Annotated in this window: 14 protein-coding genes and 2 pseudogenes; 7 read left to right on the top strand and 9 right to left on the bottom strand. The window is 48.1% G+C overall.

What is annotated here, in order from left to right; genetic code table 11:
* On the bottom strand, window positions 1-185 hold a 185-nt coding region (locus C7N83_RS15165), incomplete at its 3' end, for a hypothetical protein (RefSeq protein ID WP_211296574.1).
* Window positions 186-208: 23 nt separating this feature from the next.
* On the opposite strand from C7N83_RS15165, the pseudogene C7N83_RS04350 reads away from it, so the two are divergent.
* Window positions 209-667: pseudogene (locus C7N83_RS04350) on the top strand (ISAs1 family transposase); the annotation flags it as partial.
* A gap of 75 nt (window positions 668-742) precedes the next feature.
* Here the strand turns inward: C7N83_RS04350 and dnaN are convergent.
* Together dnaN and dnaA are read right to left on the bottom strand one after the other, a co-directional pair.
* Window positions 743-1846 carry a DNA polymerase III subunit beta gene (dnaN, locus tag C7N83_RS04345; protein WP_106740894.1) on the bottom strand — a complete coding sequence of 368 codons (1104 nt, stop codon included), beginning with the start codon at window positions 1844-1846 and terminating at the stop codon, window positions 743-745.
* Window positions 1847-2175: 329 nt separating this feature from the next.
* Window positions 2176-3738, bottom strand: a complete 1563-nt coding sequence (dnaA, locus tag C7N83_RS04340) for a chromosomal replication initiator protein DnaA (protein WP_106740893.1) — start codon at window positions 3736-3738, stop codon at window positions 2176-2178.
* A 379-nt stretch (window positions 3739-4117) separates the two neighbouring features.
* Between dnaA and rpmH the strand changes: the two genes are divergently transcribed.
* The 4 genes from rpmH (at window position 4118) to yidC (ending at window position 6679) form a co-directional block, all read left to right on the top strand.
* Entirely contained in the window at window positions 4118-4252 is a 135-nt protein-coding gene (gene rpmH, locus C7N83_RS04335; protein WP_002214728.1) for a 50S ribosomal protein L34, read from the top strand.
* 2 nt (window positions 4253-4254) lie between these two features.
* Window positions 4255-4596: a ribonuclease P protein component gene (gene rnpA / locus C7N83_RS04330; protein ID WP_106740891.1), complete on the top strand. Its 342-nt coding sequence runs from the start codon at window positions 4255-4257 to the stop codon at window positions 4594-4596.
* Window positions 4593-4814, top strand: a complete 222-nt coding sequence (yidD, locus tag C7N83_RS04325; protein WP_106740889.1) for a membrane protein insertion efficiency factor YidD — start codon at window positions 4593-4595, stop codon at window positions 4812-4814. The genes rnpA and yidD overlap by 4 nt, the downstream gene beginning before the upstream one ends.
* A gap of 224 nt (window positions 4815-5038) precedes the next feature.
* Window positions 5039-6679 carry a membrane protein insertase YidC gene (gene yidC / locus C7N83_RS04320; protein ID WP_106740887.1) on the top strand — a complete coding sequence of 547 codons (1641 nt, stop codon included), beginning with the start codon at window positions 5039-5041 and terminating at the stop codon, window positions 6677-6679.
* A gap of 112 nt (window positions 6680-6791) precedes the next feature.
* On the opposite strand, the gene C7N83_RS14565 is transcribed toward yidC, so the two are convergent.
* From C7N83_RS14565 to C7N83_RS04295, 6 genes and pseudogenes are all read right to left on the bottom strand, one after another.
* Window positions 6792-7025 carry a hypothetical protein gene (locus tag C7N83_RS14565; RefSeq protein ID WP_106740886.1) on the bottom strand — a complete coding sequence of 78 codons (234 nt, stop codon included), beginning with the start codon at window positions 7023-7025 and terminating at the stop codon, window positions 6792-6794.
* Between the two features lie 735 nt (window positions 7026-7760).
* Window positions 7761-8066 carry a hypothetical protein gene (locus C7N83_RS04310; RefSeq protein WP_211296573.1) on the bottom strand — a complete coding sequence of 102 codons (306 nt, stop codon included), beginning with the start codon at window positions 8064-8066 and terminating at the stop codon, window positions 7761-7763.
* 28 nt (window positions 8067-8094) lie between these two features.
* Window positions 8095-8262, bottom strand: a complete 168-nt coding sequence (locus C7N83_RS15160; protein WP_211296572.1) for a hypothetical protein — start codon at window positions 8260-8262, stop codon at window positions 8095-8097.
* Window positions 8263-8423: 161 nt separating this feature from the next.
* Window positions 8424-9083: pseudogene (locus tag C7N83_RS04305) on the bottom strand (transposase).
* A gap of 101 nt (window positions 9084-9184) precedes the next feature.
* Complete coding sequence (locus tag C7N83_RS04300; protein WP_106740884.1) at window positions 9185-9904, bottom strand: SAM-dependent methyltransferase; 720 nt, start codon at window positions 9902-9904, stop codon at window positions 9185-9187.
* Between the two features lie 90 nt (window positions 9905-9994).
* Window positions 9995-10585: a Maf family protein gene (locus C7N83_RS04295; protein WP_106740882.1), complete on the bottom strand. Its 591-nt coding sequence runs from the start codon at window positions 10583-10585 to the stop codon at window positions 9995-9997.
* 53 nt (window positions 10586-10638) lie between these two features.
* Between C7N83_RS04295 and C7N83_RS04290 the strand changes: the two genes are divergently transcribed.
* Both C7N83_RS04290 and rpmF read left to right on the top strand, forming a co-directional pair.
* Window positions 10639-11142, top strand: a complete 504-nt coding sequence (locus C7N83_RS04290; RefSeq protein ID WP_106740901.1) for a YceD family protein — start codon at window positions 10639-10641, stop codon at window positions 11140-11142.
* A gap of 29 nt (window positions 11143-11171) precedes the next feature.
* A complete protein-coding gene (gene rpmF / locus C7N83_RS04285) occupies window positions 11172-11351 on the top strand; it encodes a 50S ribosomal protein L32 (protein ID WP_106740880.1) in 180 nt (59 codons plus the stop codon).
* Window positions 11352-11376 lie beyond the last annotated feature (25 nt).

The following is an 11376-nucleotide window of genomic DNA, read 5'->3' as shown; positions in this document are numbered from 1 at the left end:
ACAGCTATTCCCGAACTGCCGGAAAAACCGATGCCCGGCGGCAGTATCGTTACGGATATTGCAACCAAAATCATCGGAAAAAAGCCGATTGCGTACCGGCAGTCAAAGACAATCAAAAGCGGTTGGCTGACAGCATCCGTGATTATTCCGACGCATTCGAAAACCGTCCTGAAACCATTATGCACAGTTATGCCCAAACAGTAGAAAGAATCACGGACGCGTTGAAATCCGCCGCTGTTACGCTTTCAACGGTCCGGCTTGTCTTGCAGCCCCGGAATGCCGGGCGCAGTTGCGTTCATTTGCCGTTGAATCGGAACGCCATATTGACGATAAGGTAACGAAGCAGACTAGGCTTTATATCGGCAGCCCAGAGCCTGCGGCTGTACGGATACGGCAATCGGTCCGTTCGCATTGGGCGGTGGAAAATCCGCTGCATTGGTGTTTGGACATGTGGTTTGCCGGTGACCGGATGTGTCTGCAGGAGCAATATGCGGCAAAAAATATGCACAGATTGAAGCAGTTGGCACTGAACCTGATCAACCGGGGCAAATCGGTCAAACGGAGGATCAGTTCAAGACGGTTAATGGCGGCCGGAGATGATGAGTTTGGGTCTTTCTGCCAGGGAGGGGAAATTCATGCGATTGCCCTGTATGCAAATGTTCCATGAAAAAATGCCGTCTGAAAACATGTTCAGACAGCATTTTTATCTGTTGAAGCGATGGCTTTTTCAGACGGCGACACATCAAATGCGCATAGGCATCACGATGTATTTGAAATCGGGATCGTTCGGCATGGTAAACAGGGTCGAGCGGTTGGCATCACCGAACGCTAACTGCATATCTTCTGAGTGGATATTGCGCAAAACGTCCATCAGATAGCCGATGTTGAAGCCTACTTCTAATTCGCTGCCTTGATAGGCGATTTCCAATTCCTCTCGCGCTTCTTCCTGCTCGTTATTGGAACACACTACGCTCAGCAAACCAGGTTGCAGAAACAGACGCGCACCGCGGAATTTTTCATTGGCCAAAATCGACGCACGCTCCAATGCGCCCAATAATTCGGTGCGTGACACCAAGAAGATTTTGTCGTTATCCAGCGGAATCACGCGGTTGAAATCGGGAAATTTACCGTCGATAACCTTGCTTACAATCACGGTATCGTTGCAGCGGAAACGCACTTGGTTATTCAACAATTCCACGCTGATTTCTTCACCCGGATGGTTTAAAAGCTTAAAGAGTTCCAATACAGTTTTTCGCGGCAGAATCACTTCGGCTTTCGGCAATTCTACTTCAATCGTGGCGGCCGAATAGGCCAAACGGTGGCCGTCGGTGGCCACCAAGCGCAATTGGTTGCCCTCCACCTGCATCAGCAGGCCGTTGAGGTAATAGCGGATGTCTTGCACGGCCATGCTGTATTGTACTTGCGAGAGCATCTTTTTAAAGGTTTCCTGCGTCAGCGAAAAAGCCACGCTCACATCTTCGCCCACGCTCATCAACGGGAAGTCTTCCGCCGGCAGGGTTTGCAGTGCGAAACGGGATTTACCGGCTTTCAAGGTTAGACGGTTGTCTGCCCAATCCAGCGACACCACAGCGGTATCCGGCAGCGCACGCAAAATGTCTTGAAATTTTTTGGCGTTGGTGGTGATGCGGAAATCACCGGCCTGGCTTTCCGGGCCGTGGGTGTTGATTTGGATTTCCAAGTCAGTCGCCAAGATATTGGTTTGCCCGTTGCTACTTTCGATTAATAAGTTGGACAGTATCGGCAGGGTATGACGGCGTTCCACAATACCGGTAACGGCTTGCAGCGGCTTGAGAATGCTGTCGCGGTCGGCTTGCAAAATTAACATGGGGAAAGTCCTTTGGATTTTGTTTGGTTTTGTCGATATTGGGTTTTCAGACGGCCTACCTGATTGAAAGGCCGTCTGAAAAAATATTTGCTGTTGCAATATAAGCTTTTTTAACTGAAATTCATAGTCTCAACGCTGTGCAAAATTTCAAAATTTTACGAAGCCATGACTTGGTCATTCCCGTACAGGCGGGAATCCAGGTTTATCAGCTTCCGAAATATTCAGCGTTTACCGGAAATTCACATTCCGGATTTCCGCCGACACGGGAATGCCGGGAATCAGCATCTTGGTTTTAGGTCTTACGTTTTGCATTTCAGCCCGTCCGAACATCAGTTTTGAATCATAATCAGCAGTTTTTCATAATCTTGCGCCAACTCGGAATCGTCTTCCCGCAATTTGGCTACCGCTTTCACGCCGTGCATCACCGTAGTATGGTCACGGCCACCGAAGGCATCGCCGATAGACGGCAGGCTTAAGTTAGTCAATTCTTTAGTCAGGCTCATCGCCACTTGGCGCGGACGGGCAATGTTGCGCGTGCGCTTTTTGCCTAGAATATCACTGATTTTAATGCGGTAATATTTGGCGGTCGCATCGATAATCAGGTCGGCGGTAATTACTTTATGGCGCACAGCAATGATATCTTGCAGCGCATCGCGTGCCAAATCAATGTCAATCGGCTTATTCATAAAGCGGCTGCTCGCGCTTACACGGTTGAACGCGCCTTCCAATTCACGTACATTGGAACGAATCAGATTAGCAATGAAAAACGCAGCTTCTTCAGTAAGGTTCACGCCTGCAGATTCGGCTTTTTTCTGCAAAATCGCCACACGCATTTCCAATTCGGGGGGTTCGAGCTCCAACGTCAGGCCCCATGAGAAACGCGATTTCAGACGGTCGTCCATGTCTTCAATTTTAGCCGGCAACACATCGCAGGTTAAGATTAACTGTTTCTTTTCATTATGAAAATGATTATATAGATAGAAGAATTCCTCCATCGTCCGGTCTTTACCTTTGATGAACTGAATATCGTCGATAATCAGCAAATCGTATTGTTTGTATTGCTGCTTGAACACATCATAGCTGTTGGTGCGCACGGCATTCATGAAGCTGCGGATATAATCGTCGGAATGCATATAACGCACTTTGGCATCGGGCTTGTTTTTCAGCAATTCGTTGCCAACGGCCTGCACCAGGTGGGTCTTCCCCAAACCGGTGCTGCCATACAGGAAAAACGGGTTGTAGCTTTGCCCGGGACTTTCCGCAATCGATTGCGCGGCGGCGGCGGCAATGCGGTTGCCTTTCCCTTCAACTAAGGTTTCAAATGTGTAATCCGACGATAAATTGGTGGCGTGATAACGTGCTTCTTCCGTCTCGCACCGCACTTCCTGCTTAATTTTACTTGTCACAGGCTTTTCTTCGGCCGACTCGGGTGCCGTCTTGGTTACGGGCGGTAAGGTTTTTAAACGCTCGGCCAAGATATCGGCAGCAGATTTTTTCGGTGTCGGCTTTCCGGCGTTTTCAGACGACATAACGGACGCAGTCCGCACTGGTTCTGCCGATGCTTCTTCCGCTTGACGGGTTTGCGCCATTTCCAACGTTTGATTTTCTACGGCTGCCGCCTCATCGCGCGCGGCCATGACATAGCTTTGCCCTACCCCAACCTTAAACACCAGCGCAGCCCGTGCCGGCACCAATTGCGCACGGACAGCATCAATCTTGGCTGCAAACCGGTTTTTCAACATGTTGACAGCAAACTGGTTTTTGCCATATACCACCCACACACCACCTTCCTCACCCACGGTCAAAGGTGAGATCCATTGCTGGAACTGTTGCGGGGGTAAGGTCAGGTTCAGACTCAAAAGGCACTGCGGCCAAAATTCAGCTAAGGTCATGGAATGGCTCAAATTGTGAAACGGTTAGGCAAAACAAATGAAAAGGAAACAGCAAAGGCTGTCTGAAATAAATAAAAGGAACAGATTGATAACACACTGTTTTTCAGACACCTTGAAATCTATGATAAGCATTTACATATTCGACGATTATACTGAATTTTATCCACAACCGCATCAAATTTTTATCCACAATCGGCATACTTCCCTCTTCATGACCGCATACCTCCCTCTCTGACCTTGCTTTGTTTCATGAATATTAAATCCAACACATTCAACTATTCTGCTCAAATGAAGCCACTATATTGATTGACAAAATTCTGAAATTTAAGATACAATTTATAGTTTAATTTACCTACCGATTATTTTTTTAGGAAAAGACATGAAACGTACTTATCAACCTTCCGTTACCAAACGCAAACGCACCCACGGTTTTTTGGTTCGTTCCAAAACCCGCGGTGGCCGCGCCGTATTGGCCGCACGTCGCGCCAAAGGTCGCAAACGCTTGGCTGTGTAATCTTGAATTACAGCTTCGGCAGGCGGTATCGCTTATTAAAAACGGATGAATATTCATCCGTTTTTGCGTTGAGAAACCGCAAAATCCACGATTTGCTGCATGTTTCGCAATCAGGTGACAACGGCTTGGGTCATGCGCGTTTAGGTTTGGTCGTGAGCAAGAAAACCGCCAAACGTGCTAACAAACGCAATTATATGAAACGTGTAATCCGTGATTGGTTCCGCCGCCACCGCAACCAACTGCCGCCGCATGATTACGTGGTACAGGTCCGCCGTCTTTTTACCCGCGACAACGCAGCCGAAGCCCGCGAACAGCTTGCCCGACTCATGTGGAAAAGCCGATGAAATCGCCTTTAGCCAAACTTATGCTGGTGCTGGTTCGATTTTATCAATATGCTGTCAGCCCGCTCATTCCGCCACGCTGCCGTTTCACGCCGACTTGTTCGCAATATGCCGCTGAAGCCGTACAGAAACACGGTGCGTTCAAAGGCGGCTGGCTGGCTTTGAAACGCATTGCCCGCTGCCATCCTTTCGGCGGCTCAGGCCACGATCCCGTTCCTTAAATCGCAGCCATATGGGATTACCCTTCTTTCATTTTGCTTCCGGTTTCCTGCTCCTTTATTAGAGAGGCCGTCTGAAAATACGGGGATTGCCCTCATACCAATCTTCGTGAAGATCATCGCTTATCAGCATGATTTCCTTTTATTTCTCAGTGATTTCTATATAATGCCGTCTGAAGCAACGTTCGGAACTTTATTTACATATCCAGCAATTCCAGGAATTTCTTATGGATTTCAAAAGACTTATGGCATTTTTTGCCATCACCTTAGTGATTTTGATAGGTTGGGAAAAACTCTTCCCTTCTCCAAAACCGACCCTGGCACAACAAGCCGCCCAACAGCAGCAGGCGCCGGCCGTTGCCCGAAATGAAGCAGCGCTCACACCTGCCGAACCGATTACCGTAACCACCGATACTGTGAAAGCCATCATCGACGAAAAAAGCGGTGATTTGCGCCGGATGACTTTGTTGAAATACCAAGCCACCGGTGACGAAAGCAAAAATTTTGTTTTGTTTAACGACAGCAAAGCATACACCTATGTCGCCCAATCCGAATTATTGGATGCACAAGGCAACAACGTCCTAAAAGGCGTCAACTTTACCACCACGCAAAAAGACTACGCCCTAAACGGTGACAAAGTCGAAGTCCGCTTGAGCGCACCGGAAACCAACGGCCTGAAAATCGACAAGGTTTACACGTTTACCAAAGACAGCTATTTGGTAAACGTGCGTTTCGACATAACCAACAAAACCAGCCACCCGGTCAACCTGTCGGCCAACTACAATATCGTACGCGACAACAGCGAACCGGAAGGCCAAGGCTACTTCACCCATTCTTACGTCGGCCCTGTTGTCTACACACCGGAAGACAAATTCCAAAAAGTCGATTTTTCCGACTTGGATGCCGATGCGAAATCCGGCAAAAACGAAGCCGAATACGCCCGCCAAACCAAAACCGGCTGGCTGGGCATAATTGAACATCACTTTATGGCCACTTGGATTCTACAGCCGAAAGACGGCCAAACCGCGTGCACCCAAGGCGACTGCAAAATCGATCTCAAACGCCGTAACGACAACTTATACAGTGCCGGTGTGCGTGTTCCTTTATCCGCCATTCCAGCCAACGGCAGCAGCCAAGCCGTGATGAACCTGTATGCTGGCCCGCAAACCACCGACACCTTGGTGCAAGTCGCCGACAACTTGCAATTATCCAAAGACTACGGCAAAGTACATTGGTTCGCTTCACCACTGTTTTGGCTGTTGAACAAATTGCATGATTTAATCGGCAACTGGGGATGGGCAATTGTCGCCTTGACCATCATCGTCAAAGCCGTGCTGTATCCGCTGACCAACGCCTCTTACCGCTCGATGGCGAAAATGCGTGCCGCTGCCCCTAAGCTGCAGGCGATTAAAGACAAATACGGCGACGACCGCATGGCACAGCAACAAGCCATGATGCAGATGTATAAAGACGAGAAAATCAACCCGCTCGGCGGCTGTCTGCCGATGTTGTTGCAAATTCCCGTGTTCATCGGTTTGTACTGGGCATTGTTCGCTTCAGTAGAATTGCGCCAAGCACCTTGGCTGGGATGGATTCAAGACCTGAGCCGTCCTGACCCTTGGTTTATCCTGCCGCTGATTATGGCCGCGACCATGTTCGCCCAAACCTATCTAAACCCGCCGCCAACCGACCCGATGCAGGCGAAAATGATGAAAATCATGCCGCTGATTTTCTCGGTTATGTTCTTCTTCTTCCCTGCCGGTTTGGTGCTGTACTGGGTAGTCAACAACCTGTTGACCATCACCCAGCAATGGTACATCAACAAAAACATTGAAAAACAGCGCAACCACGGTGAGGTGGTTTCTTAAATGCGAAATAAAAAAAGGCCACCTGAACCAGTGTAAAGAAGAAATCAGTAGATTTCTCTGCCTCCCCGGTTCAGACAGCCTTTTATTCATTTAATGATTTACACATCATCACTTACACACCTAAGGCAGTCTGAAAAATATTTTCAGACTGCCTTAGGTGTGTTTTCACTTCATCATAGGGCATCTTTTCGGCATAAAACCCGTCTGTTGCACTGGAAATGCGGGTAAGGTGCCCGACCTTGCCGCGCCGCCGGCCGGTTTTACCGGCCCAGCGTGTAAAACCACCCTCTTTGAGTATCACCTCCGCATACGCGCTTTTCTGCCCGACAATCGGCGACGCAGACAAAATGAGGACACTCTTTAATTATTGGGTTGTTTACACTTGAGTCTTCTACAAATCCCTAAATTCAAGCATGGTTCAAAGCGGTCGCGCGGTAGCATAGAAGCACACAGACATATCAAATACCAGACCAACCATTCGAGAAGTTCATTGCGAAGAAATGTGCCAAAGACGGGAAAGTGTACCAAGGCCTCGGCCTTTACGATTCACTCCCCAAAGCCATGTATCATTTACCTGATTACAACATCACTTTCTCAGGAAAATTCGCCCAAATTTTACGTTTTTACTGCATTTCACCTGCGTCACATATCATCCTTCGCCATTCACCCGCTGACGTACCGCCACACCGCAAATATTTCATGACGCGGTGGCAATCTGCCCGTCAGTGAAACGACACCTATCGGCAATAACCTTTTGCAGCACCAATTCGTCCACAAATCACGCCTGATACCGTCCCATCGCGGCGAATGGTCATCCGCTTCCTGCCGATTGTTTTCAAACACCCATTCAGCACGCTTCGGTTTACCAAACTGATAACGGAATTTACCGTTGCACTCCGACACGGCCTTACCTGTCCTACGGATTGGTGCATAAGACAATCAAATTGTCTCAGCTTAGGCAAGCGGAGCGACCGCCAGCATTATGCAATTAAGCTATTTGCATCTGCCGCCGCCGTTTGGGCCGCCTGAATTCAAATAAGACGATTTATTTATTCCAGTTTTTATCAATTACTTTTCCGGATTAGTAATAAATGGCCACATACTCAATAAACGTTGCAAAATCAGCATTTTGTTCTACAATACGGTTTACCGATTGCCAATCGGTTTCTGTTTTGCGTTTGGCCGGAAGCAGGGTTTCGCTTTCTGGCAATTCATCCACATTCAGCACAATCACACCGATACCGTGCAATGCCGATAAAATTCTCAACTCTTCTTCGGTATGCTCACCAACAATAGACGCTGTGACCAAGCAGCCTTTATTCGCCCAACCGGAATTACTGACCGTCCGAAAAAAGCACTCACGCACATTAGTATTATTCAGCGCCAATTTCACTTCAACCGACCAAAGTACAACATTATTGACCGGAACCGAGCTTCACGCATTGGCTGATATCTTCCGTCCATTCCTTATTCATCGCCTGCATCGCCACAATATCGGGATGCAACCATTGATTGCCCTTACTGCTGTGATTATTTTTTAGAGTGTTTTTCATCAATCCGCAAGCAATATAAATCCAATCCATATGATAAAAACTGCATCAATTTAGGATGTAAACCGGATTCGGATATCGTCTCTTCATGATGTGTTTCCATCACAAACGGCTCGATTGCTTGCCATTCATGATGCTGATACCAAAACAAGCGCGGGCACGGTTGATCCTGCATTTGAATCCAGGACAAATCTTTAAATAAGAGGCTGACGTAGATTAGCCCTAAACTCACACCATTTTCGCAGCATTTTAAGCTGCCCTTTTGGTACGCCAAAGTTAAAACGAAATTCACATTCTTTCAGGAATAAAGGGAAAGATTTCCGTTCTATTTCCGTAGAATGCGCTTTACCTGATTCCGGAAATTTTCAATACCATCAATGTGGTTTTGACGGCCTGCAAAAAGCCCTGAACATAAGTAAACCCACTGACAGCCAACACATCACAGCTTTTATAACCGTCCGTACAAACAATGCTGTCAGGCATGGTTTTCCGTTTAATAACAGGCAGTGACGTACCTTTCCCGGTGTTTTCTGCAACAACGGTAATAAACCTTACCCTGCCGTTTCAAAATACCGGATACGGAGCGGCTTTACCCGCTGCTTTCGCGATCCCGTTTGCCTTTACACTGAACGCCGGAATACCGCCTATCCAGCCCGACGGAGCCATCAAAAACTTTATCTGCTTTAAGCGTTAAATGGCAGGCAACAACCTGACGGGTTTTACGGTAAACAACGCTGCTGCATTGGGGTGGATATCCAATAAACCGGCAGCCGGACGGGCAGTAACTCCGGGTACAAAAACCCAAGTTGTTTCTTTTGTACTTTTTCAGATAATTTACAGTATGTTATCTTCATTTTCGAATGGGTAACACAACTGCCAATCCAATACAGTCCCTAATTTTTTCATTGTATTCCCCATCATTATGTTCAGATTGGTTGGCTTATCCATGATATTTTCAGACAGTCTGCCCCGCGTGCAACACAAATATCGTCGGCCGTTTTTTCAAATTCGGCAACGCTTTCATTTTCTTCCAATCGGCCACCGTTTTGCTGACGGTGGTTTGTGTTGGCAAGGTCAAATCGCAAGCGATGCACAAATGCGTTTCGGCATATAGGCTATCCAGCGCATCGGCCAATAACGCATCGTTGCGGTAAGGGGTTTCAATAAAAAGCTGCGTTTCGTTTTGACTGCGGCTGCGTTTTTCCAAGGCTTTTAAGGCTTCAATGCGCCCGCTTTTTTCAGACGGCAGATAGCCTCTAAAGGTAAAATTCTGGCCGTTTGCCCCCGAAGCCATCAAAGCCAGCAGTATGCTAGAAGGCCCGACCAGCGGCCTCACTTCAAAGCCGTGCCGATGCGCCAATGCCACCAAATTTGCGCCCGGATCGGCCACCGCCGGACAACCGGCCTCACTGACAATCCCCATACTGCGCCCTTCCTGCAGGGGTTTAAGCAATTCGGGCAAGGTTTTCAAATCGGTGTGTTCGTTGAGCGTTTGCAAATTCAGTTCGCGAACAGGCGTGGTTACGCCCAAATGTTTCAAATGCGCGCGGGCAGTCTTTTCGGCCTCCACGACAAAATCGGTCAATCCGATAATCTGCGTTTGTTCGTGCGGCAACAGGCACGGTGTATCAGGCGCACCCAAAGGGGTGGGAATCAGGTATAAAACGGGATTCATGATTTGCTTTCTGTCAGACAGGCCGTCTGAACGGTTCAGACGGCCTTAAATCATTGGTTCATTAAAAGCCTGCAATTTGTTCAGACAACCTTACAATACTTCCACGCCTTCGTTTTTTAGGAAATCGATCAAACGGAAAATCGGCAGGCCGATGAGCGCATTCGGGTCGGTACTGTCGATTTTTGCCAACAACGCCGCACCCAAGCCTTCGCTCTTTGCGGCACCGGCGCAATACACGGCTTCAGGTTCGCGCTGGAGATAACGGCGGATTTGCGCATCTGTTAATTCGCGCATGATTACGGTGGTTTGATCGACATGCCGCTGCAAACGGCCGGAAACAGTATTCAAAAGCACAATCGCGCTGTAAAATTCTATGCGTTTGCCGCTGAGTTCGGCCAACATTTGTTGTGCATTCGCCACGTTCATCGGTTTGCCTAATTGACGCTGACCACACCACGCCACTTGGTCTGCGCCGATAACCAACGCATGCGGAAAACACTGTGCCAAAGCATGCGCCTTGCCTTCTGCCAAACGTAAGGCGGTTGTTTGCGCGTGTTCGCCTCGGACGGGTGTTTCATCAAAATCCGGCGAAGCCGTCTGGAACGCCAAGCCCAAGCGTACCAGTTGCTCGCGACGGAATACCGAGCCCGACCCTAAAATCAATGGCAGTTTTTCACTCATTTTTGCTTAAAAATATTGACGTTATATTGCTGAAATTATATCATACCCCGTTTATGTTAGACTCTAATTTGATTGACCCAGAAGTTTTCGCCGCCGAAAAGCAGAATCTGCGAGGCAGTTTTCTGCTCAATGAGTTGGACGAACGTGTTTGGTCGCACGAATATCCGGCTGACAAGCAAACCAAAGTATCGTTTACGCTGCAAGGCGGACGCGACCGCTTGCAGCGTCTGTTTCTCGATTTGACGGTAACTGCCGATATGCCGCTGCTTTGTCAGCGTTGCGTGAATCCTATGCCGTTCAAACTCGACGAAACCAGCTGCATTGTTTTGTTTGCCGATGACGAGTGTTTGGATGCCGCCATGCTTTCCAACGAGGATTTGGAAGGTATGCTGATAACCAAAGAGCTTGATGTGCGAGAATTGGTTGAAGACCAAATCCTGATGGCTTTACCGTTTTCACCGCGTCACGAAGACTGCAACAATATTTCGCCGGAACACGTCAATCAGGACAAACCCAACCCTTTCGCTGTTTTAAAAGATTTAAAAACAGTTGGTTAGACACAGTATTATTTATCTAGGAGCTTGAAATGGCCGTTCAACAAAATAAAAAATCCCCTTCAAAACGCGGTATGCACCGTTCTCACGATGCGCTGACTGCACCTGCTCTGTCTGTTGACAGTAACACCGGTGAAGTACACCGCCCACACCATATTTCACCTAACGGTATGTACCGTGGCCGCAAAATGGTTAAAGCCAAAGGCGAATAATTTATTCGACTGACTGAAAAAGCCA

It is taken from the genome of Neisseria iguanae, assembly GCF_003013245.1.
Taxonomy (GTDB): Bacteria; Pseudomonadota; Gammaproteobacteria; order Burkholderiales; family Neisseriaceae; genus Neisseria; species Neisseria iguanae.
This window is presented reverse-complemented; position numbering and strand designations above follow the sequence as displayed.

Excerpts from the sequence above, each read along its gene's own strand:
- rpmH (WP_002214728.1), top strand. The coding sequence starts at position 4,118 with ATGAAACGTACTTATCAACCTTCCGTTACCAAACGCAAACGCACCCAC.
- dnaN (WP_106740894.1), bottom strand. The coding sequence starts at position 1,846 with ATGTTAATTTTGCAAGCCGACCGCGACAGCATTCTCAAGCCGCTGCAA.
- C7N83_RS04300 (WP_106740884.1), bottom strand. The coding sequence starts at position 9,904 with ATGAATCCCGTTTTATACCTGATTCCCACCCCTTTGGGTGCGCCTGAT.
- rpmF (WP_106740880.1), top strand. The coding sequence starts at position 11,172 with ATGGCCGTTCAACAAAATAAAAAATCCCCTTCAAAACGCGGTATGCAC.
- C7N83_RS15160 (WP_211296572.1), bottom strand. The coding sequence starts at position 8,262 with ATGGATTGGATTTATATTGCTTGCGGATTGATGAAAAACACTCTAAAA.
- dnaA (WP_106740893.1), bottom strand. The coding sequence starts at position 3,738 with ATGACCTTAGCTGAATTTTGGCCGCAGTGCCTTTTGAGTCTGAACCTG.
- C7N83_RS04290 (WP_106740901.1), top strand. The coding sequence starts at position 10,639 with ATGTTAGACTCTAATTTGATTGACCCAGAAGTTTTCGCCGCCGAAAAG.
- C7N83_RS04295 (WP_106740882.1), bottom strand. The coding sequence starts at position 10,585 with ATGAGTGAAAAACTGCCATTGATTTTAGGGTCGGGCTCGGTATTCCGT.
- yidD (WP_106740889.1), top strand. The coding sequence starts at position 4,593 with ATGAAATCGCCTTTAGCCAAACTTATGCTGGTGCTGGTTCGATTTTAT.
- yidC (WP_106740887.1), top strand. The coding sequence starts at position 5,039 with ATGGATTTCAAAAGACTTATGGCATTTTTTGCCATCACCTTAGTGATT.